Origin of the sequence: Plasticicumulans sp., assembly GCF_035331805.1 — a bacterium.
Taxonomy (GTDB): domain Bacteria; phylum Pseudomonadota; class Gammaproteobacteria; order Competibacterales; family Competibacteraceae; genus Plasticicumulans.
The window spans coordinates 1-22048 of record NZ_DAOLKE010000022.1; the positions used below are offsets into that span (position 1 = coordinate 1).

General features: G+C 67.6%; 23 protein-coding genes. 4 read left to right on the plus strand and 19 right to left on the minus strand.

The features are described from left to right. On the plus strand, positions 1-530 hold a 530-nt coding region (locus tag PKE44_RS03225), incomplete at its 5' end, for a hypothetical protein (RefSeq protein ID WP_324548229.1). Between the two features lie 60 nt (positions 531-590). On the opposite strand, the gene PKE44_RS03230 is transcribed toward PKE44_RS03225, so the two are convergent. Beyond that, positions 591-812 (minus strand): toxin-antitoxin system HicB family antitoxin, encoded by a 222-nt coding sequence (locus tag PKE44_RS03230; RefSeq protein WP_324548230.1) that lies wholly within the window; start codon positions 810-812, stop codon positions 591-593. After that, on the minus strand, positions 812-1237 hold the full coding sequence (locus tag PKE44_RS03235; protein WP_324548232.1) for a putative toxin-antitoxin system toxin component, PIN family: 426 nt from the start codon (positions 1235-1237) through the stop codon (positions 812-814). Before PKE44_RS03235 ends, PKE44_RS03230 begins: the two co-directional genes overlap by 1 nt. A gap of 79 nt (positions 1238-1316) precedes the next feature. Here PKE44_RS03235 and PKE44_RS03240 point away from each other — a divergent pair, with 79 nt between their 5' ends. Then, positions 1317-6281, plus strand: a complete 4965-nt coding sequence (locus PKE44_RS03240; protein ID WP_324548233.1) for a hypothetical protein — start codon at positions 1317-1319, stop codon at positions 6279-6281. Between the two features lie 76 nt (positions 6282-6357). On the opposite strand, the gene PKE44_RS03245 is transcribed toward PKE44_RS03240, so the two are convergent. The 10 genes from PKE44_RS03245 to trxA form a co-directional block, all read right to left on the minus strand. Further along, the gene (locus PKE44_RS03245; RefSeq protein WP_324548235.1) at positions 6358-7020 is read right to left on the minus strand and encodes a hypothetical protein; all 663 of its coding nucleotides are present in this window, start codon (positions 7018-7020) and stop codon (positions 6358-6360) included. A 120-nt stretch (positions 7021-7140) separates the two neighbouring features. Beyond that, positions 7141-7869 (minus strand): NrdJb, encoded by a 729-nt coding sequence (locus PKE44_RS03250; RefSeq protein ID WP_324548236.1) that lies wholly within the window; start codon positions 7867-7869, stop codon positions 7141-7143. 148 nt (positions 7870-8017) lie between these two features. Then, a complete protein-coding gene (locus tag PKE44_RS03255; RefSeq protein WP_324548237.1) occupies positions 8018-8209 on the minus strand; it encodes a hypothetical protein in 192 nt (63 codons plus the stop codon). Further along, positions 8206-8925 carry a dienelactone hydrolase family protein gene (locus tag PKE44_RS03260; RefSeq protein ID WP_324548238.1) on the minus strand — a complete coding sequence of 240 codons (720 nt, stop codon included), beginning with the start codon at positions 8923-8925 and terminating at the stop codon, positions 8206-8208. The genes PKE44_RS03255 and PKE44_RS03260 overlap by 4 nt, the downstream gene beginning before the upstream one ends. Before the next feature lie 75 nt (positions 8926-9000). After that, a complete protein-coding gene (locus tag PKE44_RS03265; protein WP_324548239.1) occupies positions 9001-9330 on the minus strand; it encodes a YnfA family protein in 330 nt (109 codons plus the stop codon). Positions 9331-9335: 5 nt separating this feature from the next. After that, on the minus strand, positions 9336-9974 hold the full coding sequence (locus tag PKE44_RS03270; RefSeq protein ID WP_324548240.1) for a DUF2238 domain-containing protein: 639 nt from the start codon (positions 9972-9974) through the stop codon (positions 9336-9338). Beyond that, the gene (locus PKE44_RS03275; RefSeq protein WP_324548241.1) at positions 9971-10510 is read right to left on the minus strand and encodes a hypothetical protein; all 540 of its coding nucleotides are present in this window, start codon (positions 10508-10510) and stop codon (positions 9971-9973) included. Before PKE44_RS03275 ends, PKE44_RS03270 begins: the two co-directional genes overlap by 4 nt. A gap of 15 nt (positions 10511-10525) precedes the next feature. After that, on the minus strand, positions 10526-11122 hold the full coding sequence (locus tag PKE44_RS03280; RefSeq protein WP_324548242.1) for a DNA-3-methyladenine glycosylase I: 597 nt from the start codon (positions 11120-11122) through the stop codon (positions 10526-10528). Between the two features lie 24 nt (positions 11123-11146). Further along, positions 11147-12403 carry a transcription termination factor Rho gene (rho, locus tag PKE44_RS03285; protein ID WP_324548243.1) on the minus strand — a complete coding sequence of 419 codons (1257 nt, stop codon included), beginning with the start codon at positions 12401-12403 and terminating at the stop codon, positions 11147-11149. A 251-nt stretch (positions 12404-12654) separates the two neighbouring features. Continuing rightward, complete coding sequence (gene trxA / locus PKE44_RS03290) at positions 12655-12981, minus strand: thioredoxin TrxA (protein WP_324548244.1); 327 nt, start codon at positions 12979-12981, stop codon at positions 12655-12657. A 131-nt stretch (positions 12982-13112) separates the two neighbouring features. On the opposite strand from trxA, the gene rhlB reads away from it, so the two are divergent. Further along, on the plus strand, positions 13113-14372 hold the full coding sequence (rhlB, locus tag PKE44_RS03295; protein ID WP_324548245.1) for an ATP-dependent RNA helicase RhlB: 1260 nt from the start codon (positions 13113-13115) through the stop codon (positions 14370-14372). Positions 14373-14476: 104 nt separating this feature from the next. On the opposite strand, the gene PKE44_RS03300 is transcribed toward rhlB, so the two are convergent. The 3 genes from PKE44_RS03300 to purU are packed head-to-tail and all read right to left on the minus strand — an operon-like array spanning position 14477 to position 16785. Beyond that, positions 14477-15217 (minus strand): ATP-binding cassette domain-containing protein, encoded by a 741-nt coding sequence (locus PKE44_RS03300; protein WP_324548246.1) that lies wholly within the window; start codon positions 15215-15217, stop codon positions 14477-14479. After that, positions 15195-15899 (minus strand): ABC transporter permease, encoded by a 705-nt coding sequence (locus PKE44_RS03305; RefSeq protein ID WP_324548247.1) that lies wholly within the window; start codon positions 15897-15899, stop codon positions 15195-15197. Before PKE44_RS03305 ends, PKE44_RS03300 begins: the two co-directional genes overlap by 23 nt. A 22-nt stretch (positions 15900-15921) precedes the next feature. Further along, positions 15922-16785: a formyltetrahydrofolate deformylase gene (purU, locus tag PKE44_RS03310; RefSeq protein WP_324548248.1), complete on the minus strand. Its 864-nt coding sequence runs from the start codon at positions 16783-16785 to the stop codon at positions 15922-15924. 196 nt (positions 16786-16981) lie between these two features. Between purU and folD the strand changes: the two genes are divergently transcribed. Then, positions 16982-17860 (plus strand): bifunctional methylenetetrahydrofolate dehydrogenase/methenyltetrahydrofolate cyclohydrolase FolD, encoded by an 879-nt coding sequence (gene folD / locus PKE44_RS03315; RefSeq protein WP_324548249.1) that lies wholly within the window; start codon positions 16982-16984, stop codon positions 17858-17860. Positions 17861-17891: 31 nt separating this feature from the next. On the opposite strand, the gene PKE44_RS03320 is transcribed toward folD, so the two are convergent. The 4 genes from PKE44_RS03320 to PKE44_RS03335 form a co-directional block, all read right to left on the minus strand. After that, on the minus strand, positions 17892-20018 hold the full coding sequence (locus PKE44_RS03320; RefSeq protein ID WP_324548250.1) for a PAS domain S-box protein: 2127 nt from the start codon (positions 20016-20018) through the stop codon (positions 17892-17894). A gap of 130 nt (positions 20019-20148) precedes the next feature. Further along, positions 20149-20865 (minus strand): hypothetical protein, encoded by a 717-nt coding sequence (locus PKE44_RS03325; protein WP_324548251.1) that lies wholly within the window; start codon positions 20863-20865, stop codon positions 20149-20151. Then, positions 20862-21383, minus strand: a complete 522-nt coding sequence (locus PKE44_RS03330; RefSeq protein WP_324548252.1) for a hypothetical protein — start codon at positions 21381-21383, stop codon at positions 20862-20864. Before PKE44_RS03330 ends, PKE44_RS03325 begins: the two co-directional genes overlap by 4 nt. Further along, positions 21380-22048, minus strand: a 669-nt coding sequence (locus PKE44_RS03335) for a hypothetical protein (protein WP_324548253.1), incomplete at its 5' end; no start/stop codon positions are given. The genes PKE44_RS03335 and PKE44_RS03330, both read right to left, overlap by 4 nt.

Consider the following 22048-nt stretch of genomic DNA (forward strand, 5'->3'; position numbering starts at 1 on the left):
GCTGTGAGGGCGCGACACTTTGCACTACCAGGGGAGCGTTGCACAGCCCTGGGATCAACCCAGCGTTGAAGTTGGCAGAAGCATTGGTGGATGTATGTGGATATAGGTTGCAAAGCAGCTACTTTTTGAGCACGCTTGAATGCAGCCTGATGTCCAATCGCCCCAACGGCCTTGCTTTCAAACGTCGTGTCTCTCGGAGCGATGCAGGAGCGAAGAAATCGGTAGACCTGCGCTCCATCGTACTTTCGCACCCTTTGTTGGACTTCCTCGTCCATCGTTATTTGCGCAAGGATGGCAAAGGTAAGCCTGTTCAACCTCTCGGTTTGCGCAAATTTATTGATCTGCTGCGGTGTAACTACGGACTTTATGTGGATCGTGAACCGCCGGGATTGGCAGTGCCTCAAGAATTGCTGCGAGAAAATAGGTTGTGGCTGGAGCGACGACTGCGGGATCTGGGCTTGCTGGTTGGAGTCAATGACGCCGAATCCATGAAGCAACTGCGGGCACGCTTCACCGTGGCGAATGAGTAAACGACCTGAGAGGGAGCGGGTCCAATCCTGGTGCGGGCAAGTCTTCCGGGCGCCAATCACTCAGCCGCCGAAATGCCGGTCCAGCTTGTCCAGCAACTCCAGCCCGCGCTGTGGGTCACCGCTTGCGGCCGCGGCGCGAAACTGGGTGGTCAGGTCGTGCTGCACTAGGGCAATGGTGGCCAGTTCGTCCAGCAGACGGTTCACGCTGGTGTGGCGACTCGCCGCTAACTGCTTCAGGCGGGCATGCTTGGCCTCGGAAATGCGCAGGGTGACGACCGACATCATGGGTACTCCTTCAGCAATTCGGCGGGGACAAGAATCCGGATGCCCGGAAACTTCAGTTCCGGGTACAGGAAATCGGATCGATTGTGGGTCACGATGACGGCAGCCCGGGCTGCAACGGCCAGTTCGATCACATGGTTGTCTCCCTCGTCGCTCAGGTTGGGCCGCCAGAGGTAGAAAATCTCCGTCAGCCGACTGGTTGCCATCAGGGCACAAAACAGTTCTTCCCGTTCACCGGCATTCAGAGGGCACTCCGCGAACAATTCATGGCGCCCCAGCAGGTCGCGATACTCGGAGAACAGAGCCAGCGACATGCAGGACTGATAGCGCCCCTGCAAGCAGCGCCGCAGCACTTCCCGGGAAGCGCCGGTGGCACTGATAAGCCCGGAAACGAACACACTCGTATCCACAACGATGGTTGTCATTGATCGTATGCTATCTCCTGAGATAGCACCATTCAAGCCGCCCCCTGCCGGTGACAGACGCTGAACCGAGGATTTCTCCATGTCGCTGCCCGAAAACGCCGCGCCACTGCTTGCACGAACCCTAGCCGAAGGACTGCTGGGATCGACTGCCCCGGGCAACATGGCCTTCATCCGCTGCCTGCCCGCCGAGGCGGCGCGGGAACTGTGTGCGGATGAGCGCTTTGTGATCCCGGGCTGGCGTGTCGCCATCGTCACCGACACCCGCAACGACAGCGTCCGTGCCATCACCGCGGACATGGCGGTGGAATGGCGAGAGGACAAGGCGGAAGCGGTGCTGTTGCTGGTCGACATCGAAACAGCCGGCGCAGGCATGGATGGCATCTACAGTGCCGCGCGGGAGATCGGCGAGACGGAACTGTTCGAGCGGGCACGGTCGCTGGCACGGGAGAAACTGCCGCCGGGAAGCAAGAGTTTCGCCGACAGAGCACTGAGCAAAGCCCGTCGTCTTGCCCGCAATCAGTCGCTCTCGCCGTGGCGGGAGTTCGCTTATTTATGCCGCGCCTCGCGTGGTATTGCCCATCTGGGCGCAGGACTGCCTGAAGTCGGTCTCTGGCCGGTGGAAATTGAAGACGACAGGCCCGACATCGAAGATCTGGAAAAGGCTGCCCGACTGGTCGATCGTCTGATGCCCCGGCAGGGAACGCGGCAAACACCGGAGGTCCGGGTCGCCGGCCTGATGCTCGCGAACCGGACGCAGGAAGAGGCATTGGCCAGCTTTCTCCGGAACACCGCGGCCATGCCCCGACTAACAGCGTTGGCAGAACTGTCCGGCAAGGAAAGCCTTTGGCTCAACTGCCTGAAGCCGGGGCTTTTCGACGCTCAAATCCTGCAACGCATCAGACTGGTTCCCTGGCGTGGCAAGAACCGTAAACCGATGGCTTGGTCTGGATTGCAGGAGAACGATGATGAGCGTCTGATTTTCCGTTTGCCGCTGGAAGACAAGGACAATCCCCAGCAACGGGCGCGCCTGGAGGTGCGCTGGGAAGCGACGCCGACCGATCTCGCCAAAGGGGCGGTGGACTACGCGGTGGAGGTGCGTGCTGGCAGCGACGTGCTGGCCGAGAAAACGGTCAGCCATGCCACCAAGGCTCCGCAGAAATGCGTCTTCACGGCGGACGATTTCGGCGAACTGGAAGAGTCGGCGCGCTATGAGGCGAAGGTCATCGTTCGCGCACTCGTCGCAACAGACGAATCCGATGCGGAAGAACAGGATAGCCCGTTTCGGGACGGCAGTGAGGATTTCATCCTTTGCTTCGGCGACACGGATGCTCCGGCCAAGGCGAGCGCCGGACGGTCATTCCCGACACTGGCACTCGCAGCCATTCAGGTGGCGAAGTCAGCGGAACAGTTCGATCGGCTGTCCAGCCATCCAGGCGACAAACAGAGCATCAGTGGTCCCGATGCCAAGGGCTACATCAGCTGCCGGGTGGATGGCAAGGCCGCCCGCGTGCTGTGTCCAAGGCTGCTGCTTGATCTGGCTCTGGATTGGGGTATGCGGGGCGGGAAGCCGGGACGTTGGCGAATCAAGGTACGGGCAGACGGCAGCCCGGAAGACAAACCAGAATTCGTACCGGTACCGGCGATATCGGATGACGTGGGCAGGCGCTTCGAGCAGGCATCGCAGGATTTCTCCAATTGGCTCGGCAAAAGCAGCCTCGGGCCGCTGGCAATGCTTTATACCGACCGCAACAAACCACTCAATGAATACGTCAACACGGCCACCGCCTGGTGGGATGCTGCTCCGACTGACGCAACCCTGATTCATACCTTAGAAGTGGTGAGCGTAAGCGGCCGGCGAGTGGGGCTCATCGTGTTGCCGACCCATCCGCTGCGCGTGGTCTGGCAACAGGGTTTCGACATGCTGGTTCGACGCCATCGCTATGAGGAAGGCGCAACCGCGGCGAAGGTGGAGAAACTCATGGGCACGCTGGCGGGTGCCCACTATCCGGCCATGCTGCCGGGCTTCGAGGCACAACGAGCCTTTCTCTTCGCCGATAGCCTCGGCTTCCATGCGATCGCCATGACCGCCGATAACGATCCCGAACCGAAGGCCGCCGTGGCCGTACTTTCCCGACTGCTTGCCGATGGCGGCGCCACACCAGAGGAATGGATGGCACCTTCGATCGGCAAGAGCGCCGCCGCGCTGCTGGGCGAGGAGGTGGCACGCTACCTCGGTCTACATCCCGACATGCGACGGATTCGAGTGCATGCGCTGCGGCCGGGAGATGCCATGCCAGCGGCCCGCGCCTTGGGCTGTGCCTTGCGTGCTGTAGAGCCCACCTCGGCGGAAGAAGCCGGGGAAACACGCTCGGAATGGGAAAAGCTCGCTTTTGACTTAGAGCTTTTCCCGGCCGACGGCCGGCGGGCGATGGCCGGGCGTTTTCTTTCCACCACCGCAGAACGGCGGCGCAGCGGTGCCGGTGCGGTGCCGGAAGAGGATCGCTGGCTTCTCGACAGCGCGCCCCGTCCCGGCGGGGTCAGCCTGCCGCGTCTGGCTTGGGCGCGTCGCGCCACGGCCACGCCGGAAACCCCTGCTCATCTGGCGCTGGCGTTCGACATCTTCGAGAGCCGCATCGAATGCGTGCCGCTGGCTCAAGTCCCAACCGGTGCCTTGGAGATTCACGGACTGGCGCTGACCCCGGAACGGAACTTTTTCGCGACTCCGCGGGTACGCTGGGAGTCTTCGATTCCGCATACTGCGGAAGGTGAGAAACACCCGGCGGCGCGTGCTTTAACGGATCGATTGCTGAAGGCGCACACGGCGCTGCTGCGCGGGGTCGCCCGTAATTCAAGCAATAGCGGTGAGGGCTGGCCCGTGCTGGTCACGGAGGTTTCACCCGATCGGAGCGAAATGCTGGCAAACCTCCATCGGCTGTGCGACTGGGTGATCACCGTGGATCGCCATGCCGGCATCGAGTATTTCGATTCGCCGCGGGATTTACCGCGACTTTACGAAAGCTATCTCATCGACTGCGTCCCTGAGCGTGACGACCTGGGCTTTCTCCAGCTCATCACTTCCACTGCGCCTCTGGACGAGATCAGATGTCTGCTCGATACCGCGCTCGGAGAAATGGGGCTGTCAGCGAGCCCTGGAAACTGCGCGTTCCTGCTTGACGCCCTGAAGGCGGTGAGCGGTCGGCTGGCGATGCGTCTGGCTCAGTCCGGCACCGTGGCGCAGGAACTGGTGGCACTCGCTCTCGTGCAAAGTCATTGCGCGGACGCGAACGCGGAAACGGGCGAAGAACCCTGGCTATCTCTCAGGGAGGGTTTCTTCGTGCCGCTGGACGACGTGCCGGAACTCTTGCGCGCCGCGGGCGACAAGAAGGAAGCCACCGACCAGCGGGCTGATCTTCTCTACGTGACCGCCGGCAAACGCGGCGGCCTGCGGCTGACCTTCGTGGAAGTAAAGTTCCGCCGCTACCTGAAAACGGCACGTGCCCCGGACCTGACGGAGTCCATCGCCGGCCAACTGGATGCCTCGTGTCGGCAATGGGAGAAACTCTTCGGCGCGGAGACCACGATGCTGGAAAAAACCGTCCAGCGCGCCCGTCTGGCGAGAATATTGCGCTTCTATGCCCGCAAGGGTCGCCGGCATACGCTTTCCCTCGATGCCTTCGAACGCATCGAGCGCGAAATCGCCAAACTGACTCGCGAAGGTACCGGCTATTCACTGCCGGAACTCATGGAACAGGAGCAGGCCTGTGTGGGTTTCGTGTTCTGCCCCGAGTTCAGCGGGGTGCAGCCGGCGGAAATCGATACAGACATCTGGCTGTTCGGATCGGCAAAACTGCCGGCATCCCGCACGGATGTGTACGCTGTCACGTCCACAGTCGAGGCAGGCGGCAGACCAGGACCGCATCCGGCTCTTCAACAGGAACCGTCTCAGCCGGAGCCAGCAACTCCGGATGGCACGACTCCAGAAACCGGAACCGTCAACGCCGACGGCAGCGGATTGACGGTGGACCTGCTGCTCGGCCGGCGCGATGGCAGCGACGAACCGGTACTGTGGCGACTGGGCATCCGGGGAAATCCACACTTGATGATCGTCGGCCTGCCCGGCATGGGCAAAACCCACTGTCTGATCGGTCTGTGTCGTCAGCTCGTGGAGCATGGGATTGCCCCTGTCGTTTTCTCCTATCACCAGGATATCGATGAAAAGCTTGGCACCCTCCTGGGAAACCGCTTGCGCCCGATCAGTTACGCAGGTCTGGGCTTCAACCCGCTGCAGGTGACAGGAGAAGGCCCTCTGGCCTGGATGGATAACGTCTCGATGCTGCGGGACAACTTTTCCGCCATCTTCCCGGATCTCGGCGACGTGCAACTGGGGCGGGTGCGAGAGGCTGTCAAGAAGAGCTATCTCGATCAAGGCTGGACTACAGCGGGCGCCCGCGGGAACGTGCCGCCCTTCGGCGCCTTCTTCGACCTGCTGAAAAACGAAGCCAAGCCGGACCGGGGCGTGATGACCCGGCTTGCGGAGCTTGCCGATTATGGAATGTTCGACCGCACGGCCGGCACCCCCAGCCTGCTAGATGAGGCCACGCCGACGCTGGTGCAGATTCACGGTTCGCCTAACGAAATGCTCCAGCGCGCCTTCGCCACCTTCGTGCTGCACAATCTGTATCAGACGATGTTCCGCCGGGGACCGCAGCGCTGCATCACTCACGCGATCATCTTCGACGAAGCCCACCGGGCGGCGAGACTGAAGCTGATTCCCACCATGGCCAAGGAATGCCGCAAGTACGGACTGGCTTTCGTGGTGGCCTCGCAGGAAGTTCGGGATTTTGACCCCTCCCTGTTTCCGGCCGTCGCCAGTTACTTGGCCTTGCGCTCCCATGAAGCGGACGCCAGACAGTTGGCGCACATCATGGCGCCGTCCGACAAGGTGAAGCTGTACGCCGATCGCATCAAGCAGATGGCGAAGTTCAAGGCATGGTTCCATGCAGAAGGGATGACGGCACCCGTGCCGGTGGTTCTTTCGGCATGAGCATTTATAAATGCCTTCTCATCATACAATGCCCATTATCCGGAGCTTGCATACTGATGCGGATGATGCCGTCACCTCACGGCCGCGTCAGCCGCATCACCCAGTCGAGATAATCGAGCCGCTCCAGCGAGATCTCGACCATGTTGCGCAGGTGCGAGTCGGCGTCGTCCTCCATGTCGAGCAGGTCGAGATAGAAGAAGACGTTGAAGCTGTCGACGTAGCGCACGCGGCGGTTCACGTCGATGACCAGGTTGTCGAGGCCGAACAGGTCGATCAGCTTGCCGTTGCCCTGGTCGTACCAGTCGCGCGCCGCCTCGATGAACAGGCCGAGCTGCGCGCGCGACTTCGGGTTCTGGCGCATCAGCATCACCGCATCCTCCTCGTAGGCCGGATTGGCGACGTTGAACCACAGCGGCGCGGCCTCGGCGACGACGACGACGTTCGGCGAGCCCTGGACCTCGGTCTCGACGAAGATCGCCTCCGGCACGATGTCGCCGAGCCGGTCGTGCAGGATCTTCCAGTCGCGCCGCATGATGCGGATCTCGGCGTGCGAGACGGCGAGCTTGGGGCGCTTGATGACGAGATCGAGCATCAGCGCGCCGCCCTCGCGCGAGACCATGCGCGTCGTGCGCCAGACATCGCAGTGCGTGCCGACGGTGGAGATCAGCGTGGTCTTCAGACCGCGCGTGTCGATGCAGCCGATGGTGCCGGCAAGGTCCAGCGTGCGGCGTCTCGGCATGGCGGAGCGGTCCTCGGGCTCGGCGGACAGGGGGCGGCGCGACGGCCGGTTCAGCGGTGAAGGTTCAGCAGTGAATCATGAGCGCACCGGCCTGTCGCCCGCCAGTCGGCGCAGGCGCGTTCAGCCGCACTTCGAATCGCCGCAGTTGAGGCAGGTCATGCAGCCGTCCATGACGATGACGGCGCGGGTCTGGCACTTGCCGCAGAGCGTCGCGCCGGCCGGAAACTCGCCGGCCGCCGTGCCGCCGGCGACATCGCTGACACTGCGCGCCGCGTACTGCGCGCGCTTCTCGGCGACCAGCTTCTGCTGGTGCTCGTCGAGGCCGTCGTCCTTCAGCAGGCCGATCAGGCGCAGGTGCGATTCGATGACATCGCCGATCTCGGCGACCAGTGACGGCATGTACTTGCCGCCGCGCTTGAAGTAGCCGCCCTTCGGATCGAAGACCGACTTCAGCTCCTCGACCAGGAAGGTCACGTCGCCGCCCTTGCGGAACACCGCCGAGATGATGCGCGTCAGCGCCACGATCCACTGGAAGTGGTCCATGTTCTTGGAGTTGATGAACACCTCGAACGGCCGGCGCTGCTCGTGCGGCGTGCCCGGGTTCAGCACGATGTCGTTGATCGTGATGTACATCGCGTGCTCGGACAGCGGCGTCTTCACCTTGTAGGTCGAGCCGAGCAGCATCTCCGGGCGCTCCAGCGCCTCGTGCATCTGTTCGAGGCTGAAGCCGAGCGCCTGCTGCACCGGCTCGGGCTCCGCGACCGGCACGACGGCCACCGGCGCCGGCGTCGTTTCTTCCTTGCTCAGCACGGCGTACTTGACGATCTTGCTGTCGATCTTGACGGTCATGGTCGGCACTCGGGCTGCGGGTCGGCGGGCGCCAGCAAGGCGCCGATAACCAGATGATGTGTTTTTGTACTGGTCTGCACACAGCATGTTGTGCATGACCGGGGCGCGCATTGTGCCTGCCCGCCGCGCGGCTGGCCAGCGGCCCGGCTCATTGCCACGGCGGCAGCGGCAGGCCGGCGCGCCGGGCACGGGCGCGCGCGGCGCGGACCTTCACGCAGTACTTGCAGAAGTTCTGGCAGCAGCGCGCGTCGAGTTCGGCGTCGTCGAGATCGGCCAGTTCGTCGTCCGGCCCCCGGGCAGGCGCCGGGGCCGGCGACGGCGCGGGTGGCTTCGGGTTCACGCGAACACGTCGTCGAGGTACTGACGCAGCAGCCCGAAGGCGCGGCGGTCGGCGCCGGCGTCGTAGACGGTGCCGAAGCCCGGATCGTTGGCCTGCGGGTTCGTGAACGAGTGCATGACGCCGCCGAACTGCACGACGGTCCAGTCGACGCCGGCATCGCTCATCTCGCGCTCGAAACCGGCGACCACGTCCTGCGTGACCAGCAGATCGTCGGCGCCGTGGCAGGCGAGCACGGGGCAGCGGATGTTCTGCGCCTCGGCCGGATCGCGTGTGCTCAGGTTGCCGTGGAAGCTCGCCGCGAGTTTGATGTCGGCGCCGCTGCGGGCGAGTTCCATCGACGCCAGACCGCCGAAGCAGAAGCCGAGGATCGCGACGCGCGTGCCGTCGACGCCGGGCTGGGCGCGGATCCAGTCGAGGGCGGCGTGCAGGCGCGCGCGCAGCAGGTCGCGGTCGTTGACGTAGATCATCATGTTCGCCGAGCAGTCCTCGATCGTCGTCGGGCGCACGCCGGCACCGAACACGTCGACCGCGAAGCCATGCCAGCCCCAGCCGGCGATCTGCTCGGCGCGCGCACGCACGTGATCGCCGAGGCCGCGCCATTCGTGCACGAGCAGCACGACCGGGCGCGGCGTGTCACCGGCCGGCGAGGCCAGCCAGCCTTCGAGCGCGGTGCCGGCGTGGTCATAGGGGACGGTGCGGGTCTGGATGTCGCTCATCACGAAGGCTCCTGCAGTGAAAGGGCGGACCGCCGGTGCGGCCGCGGGAATCGTTCGGGATCAGATCGCCCGGCATCAGCCGGGGCGCGGGCCGTACAGGATCAGGCCGGCACCGGCCAGACACAGCGCGGCGCCGGCCAGATCCCAGCGATCCGGCGGCTGGCCCTCGACCAGCTGCGCCCAGACGAGCGCCGCGCCGATGTAGATGCCACCGTAGGCGGCATAGGCGCGACCGGCAAACGCGGCGTCGATGCGCGTCAGCAGCCACGCGAACATCAGCAGCGCCAGCACGCCGGGCACGAGCCACAGCGCGCTGCGCCCGAGCCGCAGCCACGCCCAGAACGCATAGCAGCCGCCGATCTCGCAGCAGGCGGCGAGCCCGTAGCCGCCGAGCGTGCGCAGCATGGGACTCAGCCTTCGGCGGCACGCACGCGCGCGATCTGCCGGTCGTGCAGCGGCGCGAGCAGCGTGACCGCGAGCAGCGCCCCGAGCAGCGCCGTCGCCATGTCCTTCTGCGTGTCCCACGGATCGCCCTGGGTGCCGAGGAATTCATCGGCTCCGCTGCCGAGCGCGACCGCCGCCGCCCATTCGATCAGCTCGTAGGCGGCGCTGATCGCCAGACACACCGCGACCGTGAAGAAGCGCGCCCAGCCGGTTCCGCGCACCAGCGCGCGGCGCACGATCAGCTCGCGCGCGATCACGGCCGGCACGAAGCCCTGCGCGAAATGCCCGAGCTTGTCGAAGTCGTTGCGCGCCGTGCCGAGCAGATCCCGCAGCGCGTCGAAGGCCGGCACCTTCGCGTAGGTGTAGTGACCGCCGGTGAACAGGATCGCCGCGTGCGCGAGCAGCAGCCAGTACGCGAGCGGCGTGAAGCGGAACCGCCGCCAGCTCGCGGCGAGCAGCAGCAGGCCGAGGAAGGCCGGTGCGGTTTCCATCGCCCAGGTCGGCCCGTCGTGCGGGCGCCACGCCGACCAGGCCGCGATCAGCCCGAACAGCGCGAGCCACAGCCCGACGGGTCGCGCCGGCGCCGGCGCCGGCGCCGTGCTCACCGCAGGATCTCGCGGAAGGTCTCGGCGACGGCCTGGAAGGTCGGCTTCAGGCGCGGGAAGTCCTCGGCCGCGCACCAGGCGACGATCTGGTACTGGTTCCGCGTGCCCTGCAGCGCGTAGTACAGGTAGCCGAGCCGGTGACCGTCGTGCACGCCGATCGCCTCGAAGCGCTGCGCCGGCAGGCCGCCGATCTGGGCCTCGACCGGACCGGCGGTCTGCGCGCCCTCGATGCCGGACATCAGCTGTTCGATGCCGATCTTCGCGAACAGCGCCAGCGGCACGTCGGCCGGGCGCGGCTCGGTCAGCACGATCAGGTACTGGTTCAGCAGCCGCGAGCCGACCTGGATCTGCGCCTCGTCGTGCGTGAGATCGCGCAGGTCCAGCCAGTCCGGGATGATCGTGATCTGGCTCTGGCCGTCGCGCGCGACGATCAGCGGCGAGGCGGGTTCGCGCGCGCCGCAGGCACCGGCGGCAAGCCCCAGCAGCAGCGCGCAGAGCACGGACAGCAGCGGATGACGGAAACGGCAGGAACGCATGGACGGCGGCCTCGCTCAGTCGGGCGGGGTGCAGCGGAAGCAGTCGATCGTGTGATCGTCGACCAGACCGGCGGCCTGCAGGAAGGCGTAGACCGTCGTCGGTCCGACGAAGCGGAAGCCGCGCCGGCGCAGTTCGCGGCTCAGGCGCTCCGACAGCGGCGTGCTCGCCGGCACTTCGGCGGGCGTGCGCGGGCGGTTGCGGATCGGCCGGCCGTCGACCCAGGCCCACAGCCAGGCGTCGAGGCTGCCGGCTTCGGCCTGCAGCGCGAGACAGGCGCGGGCGTTCAGGATCGCGGCTTCGAGCTTGCCGCGGTGGCGGATCAGCCCCGGATCGCGCAGCCAGTCGTCGACCTCGGCCGGCCCGCAGGCGGCGAGGCGCTGCGCATCGAAGCCGTGCATGCGCTCGCGGTAGCGTTCGCGCTTGCGCAGCACGGTGATCCACGACAGCCCCGCCTGTGCCCCTTCGAGGATCAGCAGTTCGAGCAGGCGGGCATCGTCATGCACCGGCACGCCCCATTCCCCGTCGTGGTAGCGCCGGTACAGCGCATCAGCAACCGGCAGCCACGCGCAGCGCGGCAGGGCGGGATCGGCATCGACGGGAGACAGCGACACGGAGGGGACCGGAGCCGCGCGGCTTCAGCGCTTCATCATCTCGAAGAAGTCGCGGTTGGTGCGGGTGTTCTTCAGGCGTTCGAGCAGGAATTCGATCGCCTGCAGTTCGTCCATCGGATGCAGGAGCTTGCGCAGGATCCACATCTTCTGCAGGTCGTCGGGCTCGGTCAGCAGTTCCTCGCGGCGGGTGCCGGAGCGGTTGATGTCGATCGCCGGGAACACGCGCTTCTCGGAGATGCGCCGGTCGAGGTGGATCTCCATGTTGCCGGTGCCCTTGAATTCCTCGTAGATCACGTCGTCCATCTTCGAGCCGGTCTCGACCAGCGAGGTGGCGACGATGGTCAGCGAGCCGCCTTCCTCGATGTTGCGCGCGGCGCCGAAGAAGCGCTTCGGGCGGTGCAGCGCATTGGCATCGACGCCACCGGTCAGCACCTTGCCCGACGAGGGCACGACGGTGTTGTAGGCGCGCGCCAGACGCGTGATCGAGTCGAGCAGGATCACCACGTCGACCTTGTGCTCGACCAGGCGCTTGGCCTTCTCGATGACCATCTCGGCGACCTGCACGTGGCGGGCGGCGGGCTCATCGAAGGTCGAGGCGATGACCTCGCCGCGCACGGTGCGCTGCATCTCGGTGACTTCCTCGGGCCGCTCGTCGATCAGCAGCACGATCAGGTAGCACTCGGGATGGTTCACGGAGATCGACTGCGCGACGTTCTGCATCAGCACGGTCTTGCCGGCCTTCGGCGGCGAGACGATCAGGCCGCGCTGGCCTTTGCCGATCGGCGCGATCAGGTCGATGATCCGCGCCGTGATGTCCTCGGTCGAACCGTTGCCGCGTTCGAGCTTCAGGCGCCGGTGCGCGTGCAGCGGCGTCAGGTTCTCGAACAGCACCTTGCTCTTGGAGTTCTCGGGCGGTTCGTAGTTGATCTCGTTGACCTTCAGCAGCGCGAAGTAGCGCTCGCCTTCCTTGGGCGGGCGGATCTTGCCGCTGACGGTATCGCCGGTGCGCAGGTTGAAGCGCCGGATCTGCGACGGCGACACGTAGATGTCGTCGGGTCCGGCCAGATACGAACTGTCTCCGCCGCGCAGGAAGCCGAAACCGTCGGAGAGGATTTCGAGCACGCCGTCGCCCCAGATGTCCTCCCCGCTCTTCGCGTGCGCCTTCAGGATCGCGAAGATCACGTCCTGCTTGCGCGAACGCGCCATGCCTTCGAGGCCCAGCTCCTGCGCGATCTCGATGATCTCGGACGCGGGTTTTCTCTTGAGTTCAGTCAGATTCATGTAGGCGTGCTTCCGGCGCGGGGGCTGCGGAATGGCACCGGCCCGGGGTGCGGAGAAGGGCCTGGATGCGCGGTGCGGGGGCTGGCGGGGTCGACGGGGGACGTCGAGGGTGCGGGGGAAGCACCGGAGACGGGCGCCCGCAGAAAAAATGATGGCGGAAGCTAACACGCGACACGGCCGGCGTCCAGAAGTCGGACGCCGGCCGGATTCGGGCGAAACGGCCGGGCGCGGCGCGGCCCGGCGGCGGGTTTTCAGATGGTGTCCTCGATGAACTTGCTCAGCTGCGAGGCCGACAGCGCGCCCACCTTGGTGCCGATGATCTCGCCGCCGCGGAAGATCATCAGCGTCGGGATGCCGCGCACGCCGTACCGGGTCGGCGTCACCTGATTCTCGTCGATGTTGAGCTTGGCGACGGTCAGCCGGCCCTTGTAGTCCTCGGCAACCTTGTCGAGGATCGGGGCGATCATGCGGCACGGACCGCACCATTCGGCCCAGTAGTCGACCAGCACCGGCAGTTCCGACTTCAGGACATCGCTTTCGAAGCTGCTGTCGGACACAGAAACGATTTGATCACTCACGGCATTCGCCTCCAGAATGGCGCCGCTCACACGGTCGCCTTAGCAAACCAAAGACTCATTTCAGCCGAAACGCCGGAACGCTGGCAAGTGTCGGCACCGGCCGCCCTCCCGCGGTATCCCCTGCGCTCCCCATGGAAAAAAGCCATCTGACCTCCACGCCGTTCTCGGCGTTGCCCCTGACCGACTGCCTGCTGGAAGCCCTCGAAGACGCCGGATTCACGTACTGCACCCCGATCCAGGACGCCACGCTGCCGCTCGCGCTCGCCGGTCACGACATTGCCGGCCAGGCCCAGACCGGCACCGGCAAGACGGCCGCCTTCCTGCTGTCCACGCTGCACTACCTGATGACGACGCCGGTCGAGGACGGACTCTCCGGCCCCTGGGCGATCATGCTCGCCCCCACCCGCGAACTCGCACTGCAGATCCACAAGGACGCCGAATCCCTCGGCCGCTACACCGGCCTGAAGTTCGCCGCCGTCTACGGCGGCACCGGCTATGACTCGCAGCGCCGCCAGCTGGAGGACGGCGTCGATGTCGTCATCGGCACGCCGGGCCGGATCATCGACTTCTACAAGCAGGGCGTGCTGAAGCTCAAGCACATCGAAGTCGTCGTGCTCGACGAGGCCGACCGCATGTTCGACCTCGGCTTCATCTCCGACATCCGCTACCTGCTGCGCCGGATGCCCTCGGCCGACCAGCGCATCAACCTGCTGTTCTCGGCGACGCTGTCGACCCGGGTCATGGAGCTCGCCTACGAGCACATGAACAACCCGCAGCAGATCAAGATCGAGTCCGAACAGGTCACCGCCGACAAGGTGCGCCAGACGCTGTTCCACGTCTCGAAGGAAGACAAGATCCCGCTGCTGGTCGGCCTGCTGCACCGCGAGAAGCCGAACCGCGCCATCGTGTTCGTCAACACCAAGCGCGCTGCCGAGCAGGTCGAGGGCTGGCTGGCCGGCAACAGCTGGCAGTGCGCGGTGCTCTCCGGCGACATCCCGCAGAACAAGCGCGAGCGCCTGCTCGCGCAGTTCCAGGCCGGCGAGCTGCCGGTGCTGGTGGCGACCGATGTCGCCGCACGCGGCCTGCACATCCCGGACGTGAGCCACGTCTTCAACTTCGACCTGCCGCAGGACGCCGAGGACTACGTGCACCGCATCGGCCGCACGGCGCGCATCGGCGCCTCGGGCGACGCGATCAGCTTCGCCTGCGAGGAGTACGTCTACTCGCTGCCGGACATCGAGGACTACATCGGCCAGAAGATCCCGGTCGAGCCGATCGAGCCCGGCCTGCTCGCCGAGGTGCGCCCGGCCAGACGCAGCGAGCACCACGGCGAGCGCCGTCCGCACGGCCGTCCGCCGCGCCGCCGGCACAACGGCGGCCGCCCGGGCTGATACCGATCACGCGTGAATGCGTTGCTGATCTCCCTCTCCACGCCCCTCCCCCGCAAGGGGGCAGGGGCTGAAAAGACCGGGAGTTCAGCCTTGATCGGCATGAACTACCAGAACAGCTCGCCACGCACGTAGGCTGCCGCCTCGCGCGTGGCCGGCTGCGCGAAGAAACCGGCGGCCGGCGCGCGTTCCAGCAGCCGGCCGCGGTGGAAGAACAGCACCTCGCCACCGAGCCGGCGCGCCTGCGCCAGATCGTGCGTGCTCATGACGATGTGCGTGCCGCGCGCGCGGAAATCCCCGATCAGCGCCTCGACCTGCGCGGCAGCGGCCGGATCGAGGCTCGCGGTCGGCTCGTCGAGGAACAGCACATCCGGGTGCAGCGCCCAGGCCCGCGCCAGCGCCAGCCGCTGGCGCTCGCCGCCGGAGAGCACCGGCGCCATGCGCGCAGCCAGCGCCGTCAGGCCGGCACGCGCCAGGGCCTCCTCGCTGCGCCGGTGGCGTTCGGCCCTCGCCAGGCCGCGCAGGCCGAGCGCGTATTCGACGTTGGCGCGCACCGGACGGCGCAGCACGACCGGGTGCTGGAACACCATCGCCTGACGCTGCCGGCAGGCCGCGGCCTCCGTCGCCCAGCGCACCTGCCCGCCCGTCGGCTGCAGCAGGCCGTGCGCGAGGCGCAGGAACAGGCTCTTGCCGGCGCCGTTGGGGCCGAGCACCAGATGCACGCCGGGTGTTGAGTCGAGCACACAGTCGATCGGCCCGAGCAGCGTGCGCTTGCCGACCGCGTAGCACGCCGCCTCGAAGCCAAGCGGCAGCAGGCCGGCCGGCTCAGCCTTCCAGTCGCTGGGCACGGGTCTTCACGACATCGGCAGCCACGTTCACGAGCAGCGCGATCAGGATCAGGATCAGCCCGAGCGCCAGCGCCAGCGGCAGGTCGCCCTTGCTGGTCTCCAGCGCGATCGCCGTGGTCATCGTGCGCGTCACGTGCGCAATGTTGCCGCCGACGATGATGATCGCGCCGACCTCGGACACCGAGCGCCCGAAGCCGGCGAGCACGACGGTCAGCAGGCTCCAGCGCCCCTCCCGCAGCAGCGTCGGCACCGCGCGCAGCGGGCTGCAGCCGAGCGAGCGCAGCTGATCGCCGAGCTGCGCCCAGAGGTCCTCGACGATCTGGCGGCTCAGCGCGACGACGATCGGCGTGATCAGCACCACCTGCGCGACGACCATCGCCTCGGGCCGGAACAGCCAGCCGAGTTCGCCGAGCGGGCCGCTGCGCGACAGCATCAGATAGACGAACAGGCCGACGACCACCGGCGGCATGCCCATGAAGGCGTTGGTGATGACGATCAGCACGCGCCGGCCCGGAAAGCGCCCGAGCCCGAGCAGCGCGCCGAACGGCAGGCCGAGCAGCGTCGAGACCAGCACCGCGCCGGCGCTGAGCTGCAAGGACAGCACGACGATGCCGTAGAGCTGCGCATCGCCGCCGGCGAGCAGGTCACCGGCCAGCCAGAATGCGGCGACGAGCTCGTTCACGAGCGATGCCACCCGCCGGACCTTACGGGAACACGACCGTGCGCCGGCCGTTGAGCAGCACGCGGCGTTCGAGGTGGGCCTTGACCGCGCGTGCGAGCACGACGTTCTCGAGATCGCGCCCGACCGCGACCAGATCGTCCGGCGTCATCGCGTGGTTCACCGGCGCGACCTCCTGCTCGATGATCGGGCCTTCGTCGAGGTCGGCCGTCACGTAGTGCGCGGTCGCGCCGATGCGCTTGACGCCGCGCTCGTAGGCCTGATGGTAGGGCCGCGCGCCCTTGAAGCTCGGCAGGAAGCTGTGGTGGATGTTGATCGCACGGCCTTCGAGCTCGCGGCACATGGCATCGGAGAGCACCTGCATGTAGCGCGCGAGCACGACCAGATCGGCCTGCTCGTGGCGGATGATCTCCAGGATGCGCGACTCCTGCGCCGCCTTGTCGTCGTTCATGATCGGCAGGTAGTGGAACGGAATGTTGTAGCTGGCGGCGAGCTGGTAGAACTCGCGGTGGTTCGAGATCACGGCCGGAATCTCGACGTTCAGCGCCCCGACCCGGTAGCGGTACAGCAGGTCGTTCAGGCAGTGGCCGAACTTCGACACCAGGATGACCATGCGCGGCTTGATCGCGGTGTCGTGGATCTCCCAGTCCATCGCGAAGCGCTCGCCGATCGGCGTGAAGGCCGCGCGCATCGCCGTGGCATCCGGCAGGCGCTCGCTGGCGCAGAAGCTCACGCGCAGGAAGAAGCGGCCGGTGTCGGCGTCGCCGAACTGATCGCTCTGCACGATGTTGTTGCCGTATTCGGCGAGGAAACCCGACACGGCGGCGACGATGCCGGTGGTGTCCGGGCAGGCGAGCGTCAGGATGAAATGGGCGGCGGCGTACGGCATGGCGGCATCTGTCCGGGCGCCGCGGCGCGCCGGCTCGTGGGGCGGATGGGCTGGACGCACGGACCGGAAGCCACCCGCGCGACGTAAACGCGCGAGCATAAGCAGCGATCCCTGCACGAACAAGCACTGCGCAGCGCTATGATGCGGCCCGCCTTCCGCTCCCCGCCCCCGGATCAGCCCCAGGAGACGCCCGCCCATGGCCGACATCATCGACGGCAAGGCCCACGCCGCCGGCCTGCGCGCCCATCTCGCCCGCCGTGTCGCGCAGCTGCACGCCGATGCCGGCTTCGTGCCCGGCCTCGCCGTCGTGCTGGTCGGCGAGGACCCGGCGAGCCAGGTCTACGTGCGCAACAAGGCCGCGCAGACGCGCGAATGCGGCATGCAGTCCATCGAACACCGCCTGCCGGCGAGCACCACGCAGGACGAACTGCTGGCGCTGGTCGCGACACTGAACGCCGACCCCGAAGTCGACGGCATCCTCGTGCAGCTGCCGGTGCCGGCGCACATCGACCCGGAGCGCGTGCTGCTCGCCATCGACCCGGCCAAGGATGTCGACGGCTTCCACCCGCTCAACGCCGGCCTGCTCGCCACCGGCGGCAGCGGCCTGGTGCCGTGCACGCCGCTCGGCTCGCTGATGCTGCTGAAGGATCGCCTCGGCAGCCTCGCCGGCCTGCACGCGGTCGTGGTCGGGCGCTCGAACATCGTCGGCAAGCCGATGGCGCAGCTGCTGCTGCGCGAGGACTGCACGGTCAGCGTCGTGCATTCGCGCACGCGCGAGCCGGCGGCACTCTGCCGGCAGGCCGACATCGTCGTCGCCGCGGTCGGCCGCCCGCGCATGATCGGCCCGGACTGGGTGAAGCCCGGTGCCACCGTCATCGATGTCGGCATCAACCGCATCGCGCTCGACGACGGCAGGACGAAGCTGGTCGGCGATGTCGACTTCGACGCCGTCGCAGCGCTCGCCGGCGCGATCACACCGGTGCCGGGCGGCGTCGGCCCGATGACCATCGCCTGCCTGCTGCACAACACGCTGACCGCCGCCTGCCGGCGGCGCGGGGTCGAGCTGCCGGACTAGCAGCCTGCCCGGGCGCTGCGCCGCGCAGCGCTCAGGCCGCCTCGACCGGCAGCGCCGCGCGCCCCGGCAGCGTGAAGCGGAACACCGCGCCGGTGCCGGGGGCGCTGCGTGCCTCGATGCGTCCGCCGTGGCGGCGCACGATGCGCTGCACGGTTGCCAGCCCGATGCCGAGCCCCGGAAACTCCGCCTGCCGGTGCAGGCGCTGGAAGGGCTGGAACAGGCGCGCGGCATTGGCCATGTCGAAGCCGGCGCCGTCATCGGCCACGCAGATCCAGCGCTCGCCGGCCTGCGCGCCGGGCTCGGCGTAGACGCGGATCGTCGCCGAAGGCTGCCTGGCCGTGTACTTCCAGGCGTTGTCGAGCAGGTTTTCGAGCACCTGTCCGAGCAGGCGCGGATCCCCGCAGACCTCCAGCCCGGGTTCGATGCGCACCTCGACCTGCCGCTGCGGCTCGGCCCGCGCCAGCCGTGCGAGCACGGCGGCGGCCAGCGCCGACAGGTCCACGGGCTCGCAGCGCAGCGTGCCGCCGCTGCTGCAGCGCGACAGCACCAGCAGACCGTCGATCAGCTCGGCCATGCGCCGGCTGGCGTTCTCGATCTCGCCGAGGAAACCGCGCGCCTCGCCGTCGAGGCGCGGGCCGTAGTCCTCGATCAGCGCATTGCTGAAGCCGCTCAGCGCCCGCAGCGGCGCGCGCAGGTCATGCGAGACCGCGTACGCGAAGCTGTCGAGTTCGGCGTTGACCGCCCGCAGCTCGGCCGTGCGCGCCTCGACGCGCTGTTCGAGTTCGGCGTTGAGCCGGCGCACCTCCTCCGAGGCGCGCAGCAGCGCGCTGATGTCATCGGCAAAGATGACGATGCCGGCGACCGCACCGCCGGCATCGCGCCACGGGCGGATCTCCCAGCGGATCCACTGCTCGCTGCCGTCGACGCGCACGAAGCGGTCGGCCGGCGCGCCGAGCACCTCGCCGGCCAGGCCGCGGCGGTGGGCCTCGCGCCAGGCCTCGGGGATCTCCGGGAACACCTCATAGTGCGAGACCCCGACCAGCGGCCGCTCGCCGAGGCCGTAGTCCTGCCGCCAGCGGTGGCTCGCGACCAGATAGCGCATGTCGCGATCGAACATCGCCAGCGCCGCCGGCGCGTATTCGACGAACAGCCGCAGGCGCGATTCGCTGTCGCGCAGCGCCCGCTCGGTCGCCAGCCGCGCGCTGACATCGCGGTGCACGCCGAGGTAGCCGATCAGCTCGTCGCGGTCATTGCGCACCGGCATGCCGACCGACTCGCTCCAGAAGAGACTGCCGTCGCGCCGCCGGTAGCGCAGCGTGCGCGGCAGCGGATCGCTGTCCATGTCCGGGTGATAGCAGACGCGACCGGCCGCCTCGAAGTCGGCCGCATCGGCGTAGAGCATCGCCGTGCTGCGCCCGATCACCTCCTGCGCCGGATAACCGAAGATTTTCGTGAACGCCGGGTTGACCAGCTCGATGCTGCGCCCGGTGTCGCAGTAGATCGCCGCATCGCCGATGCCGGCGAAGATCGCGCGCAGCCGCGCCTCGCTGGCGACGAGCGCGTCCTGCGCGCGGCGGGTCTCGGTGATGTCGAGCGCGATGCGACAGACCAGCGCCGGCTCGCCGTGCGCATCCGGCACCGGGAACATGTGCGATATGTAGAGCCGCGGCTCGCCGTCGACGACGACGCTTTCCTCGACCGAATGCCGCCTGCGCGTTTCCAGCACCTGCCGGTCGTGCTCCCGGAACACGCGCGCGGTATCGGGCAGATACAGCTCGCTGTCGGTACGCCCGAGGATGCCGGCCGCCGGGCGCTGCAGCAGGCGCTCGACGTTGCCGTTGACGCAGACGTAGCGGCCGTCGAGGTCCTTCAGCGACAGCGCCGACGGCGACTGGCCGATGATCGCGTCGAGCCGGCGGCGGGTTTCGTCGAGTTCGGCGGCGAGCGCCTGCCGCGCGGCCCGCTCCAGCGCCGCGATGCGCAGCGCCAGCCCGGCGGCAAGCGCCAGCACGACGATCCCGGCCGCTGCGGGGACGGACCACTCATCGTGCCAGACGGCGAGCAGCAGGCCGAGCACGCCCAGGCCGGCCGGTGCGCGCAGGCCGGAGCCGGCCGGCCGGCCCGGCGACGGGGGCTGTGCAGCAGGGGATTCGATCATCGCGGACTCCGGACGCAGCCTCGGCAGCGCCCCGGGACCGCGTCCTCCCTGCCTCACGACCGGGGCCTCGTCCGGATAGCACAGCCCGGCGCCCGCCACCTTGCGCGCCGTCAACTCCGCAGCCGATCGTTCAGCGCGCGGCTTCGAGTTCCAGCGTCAGCGAGCCGCCGTAGACATCGGCCGCCTCGATCGGCTCGCGCCGTTCGAGCTTCACGAGGCCGGTGCCGGGGCAGTACCACTCGTCCTGCGTGATCGGCACGTCCTGCGGGCCGAAGCGCGGATCGGCGACCAGATAGACGCTGGCCTCGCCGCGCACGTGCACGCAGTGGGCGAAACGTCCGGCCGGCACCTCGACCGTCGCATCGGTATCCTCGATGCCGTACTCGAACTCGAACGGCCGCGTCTGCCGCAGGTCCTCGACCACCGGGCGCACGCGATGAAGCAGATACGGCCGCCCCGGTACCGACCAGTGCTGACCGACCGCCGGGGCAGCCGGCAGCACCGTGCGCTCGGGAGCATCCCAGCGCGGCAGGTCATCGAGCACGCTGCGCTGCGCGACGCGACGCAGGCCGCGCGCATCGCGCTCCAGGTAGTACTCGGTGCCGTCCGAGGTATGGCGCACCCAGACCGTGCGCCCGTCGAGTTCGCGCGGACCGAGGGCTTCGATGCGCAGCGTCTCGCGCCGGAAGTCCGGGCCGTTCAGCGTCTGCATGCGGTAAGTCCACGCCCGTCCACGCTCCAGCGGGAACAGGTCGGCCGGATCGTGCTGCGGTCCGCAGCCGGCGACGAGCAGCAGCAGCGCGACCGGCAGCCGCTGCCAGCGAAACGGAAAGGCAGGCCGGTTCATTTTTCCGGCAGCCGCGGATCGGGCAGGTTCTCGATCAGCAGGCGATCGAGTTCGTCGTGACGTTCGCCGAAGCGCGAACGGTCGATCGCCACGCCGAGGCGCACGTCATCGGTACGCCGCCCGACCTGCGGCAGCCCTTCCTGGATGCGCTTCTTCGCGGCGTCGAGCGAGGCGTGCAGATCCTTGCCGTAGGCGAGCCGGTACGCGCGCGGCGCCGCCGCCGGCCGGTCGCCGGCGAGATCGACGACCCAGACGTGGACCGCCCCCGGAAAGCCGTTCGCGGCGTCGGGCTCGCGAATCTCGCTCGCGAGCAGCTGGAAGCGCGCCGGCAGCTCGTCTTCGGCCGGCCAGCCGGCGAAACCCGGCAGCGTCGTCCAGACCAGCCAGTAACTGGCCGTGACCAGCCCCACGGCCGCGAGCTTGACCCACACCGCCAGCCGCGCATGCAGCCACAGGCTGCCGACCAGCAGCGCCAGCAGCACGTAGGCACCGGTGATGCCCCAGCCGGCGGCACTCACTTCAGCCCCCGGACCGCTGCCAGCGGCTTGGCCAGCGTGTTGATGCCGGTCACGCGCCCGTCCGGCATGACCGTGAAGCGCACCGCGGTCACCTCGCTGTTGATGTGTTCGAGCTTCAGCTGCCCGTAGTAGACGACGCTCAAGTGCGGATTGACCTTCACGACGCGCACCTCGACCGGCACCGGCGCGCGCGTGCCCGATTCGTAGTACTGGACATTGACCGTGTATTCCCCGGGCACGACGCCACGCAGCGTCACGACTTCCTCGTTCAGCGGATTCGAGATCACGCGACCGTCGACGATGATCTGATCGCCGACCAGGCCGCGGTCGTCGCGATCGAGGTGCATCAGCCCGGCATCCGGATGCTTGAACCAGACCACCTCGCCGTCCGGGCTCTCGACCCAGGTGTCGATGTCGTCGGGACTGTTGTCCGGCCAGGTCACCGTGATGATGAACTCGGCCTTGGCCTCGATCGTGCCGGTCTTCGCCTTCGGGTTCATCGCCACGAAGGCGAGCAGGAACATGAAGGTGATGCCGAGCAGCGCGTTGAACAGCAGGTCCGTGAACGGATCGAGCTCGAAGTCGCGACGCTTGCGGCGCAGGGACACGTCGTCATCACCCGGCGCGGCGCGCCAGTTCCGTCTCGGCGAAATGCACGATGGCGC

What these genes read in the sequence shown, in the direction of transcription:
- PKE44_RS03240 (WP_324548233.1), top strand. Translation starts at nt 1,317, where the DNA reads ATGTCGCTGCCCGAAAACGCCGCGCCACTGCTTGCACGAACCCTAGCC.
- PKE44_RS03250 (WP_324548236.1), bottom strand. Translation starts at nt 7,869, where the DNA reads ATGACCGTCAAGATCGACAGCAAGATCGTCAAGTACGCCGTGCTGAGC.
- folD (WP_324548249.1), top strand. Translation starts at nt 16,982, where the DNA reads ATGGCCGACATCATCGACGGCAAGGCCCACGCCGCCGGCCTGCGCGCC.
- rho (WP_324548243.1), bottom strand. Translation starts at nt 12,403, where the DNA reads ATGAATCTGACTGAACTCAAGAGAAAACCCGCGTCCGAGATCATCGAG.
- purU (WP_324548248.1), bottom strand. Translation starts at nt 16,785, where the DNA reads ATGCCGTACGCCGCCGCCCATTTCATCCTGACGCTCGCCTGCCCGGAC.
- PKE44_RS03245 (WP_324548235.1), bottom strand. Translation starts at nt 7,020, where the DNA reads ATGCCGAGACGCCGCACGCTGGACCTTGCCGGCACCATCGGCTGCATC.
- PKE44_RS03260 (WP_324548238.1), bottom strand. Translation starts at nt 8,925, where the DNA reads ATGAGCGACATCCAGACCCGCACCGTCCCCTATGACCACGCCGGCACC.
- rhlB (WP_324548245.1), top strand. Translation starts at nt 13,113, where the DNA reads ATGGAAAAAAGCCATCTGACCTCCACGCCGTTCTCGGCGTTGCCCCTG.
- PKE44_RS03265 (WP_324548239.1), bottom strand. Translation starts at nt 9,330, where the DNA reads ATGCTGCGCACGCTCGGCGGCTACGGGCTCGCCGCCTGCTGCGAGATC.
- PKE44_RS03325 (WP_324548251.1), bottom strand. Translation starts at nt 20,865, where the DNA reads ATGAACCGGCCTGCCTTTCCGTTTCGCTGGCAGCGGCTGCCGGTCGCG.
- PKE44_RS03275 (WP_324548241.1), bottom strand. Translation starts at nt 10,510, where the DNA reads ATGCGTTCCTGCCGTTTCCGTCATCCGCTGCTGTCCGTGCTCTGCGCG.
- PKE44_RS03230 (WP_324548230.1), bottom strand. Translation starts at nt 812, where the DNA reads ATGTCGGTCGTCACCCTGCGCATTTCCGAGGCCAAGCATGCCCGCCTG.
- PKE44_RS03235 (WP_324548232.1), bottom strand. Translation starts at nt 1,237, where the DNA reads ATGACAACCATCGTTGTGGATACGAGTGTGTTCGTTTCCGGGCTTATC.
- PKE44_RS03320 (WP_324548250.1), bottom strand. Translation starts at nt 20,018, where the DNA reads ATGATCGAATCCCCTGCTGCACAGCCCCCGTCGCCGGGCCGGCCGGCC.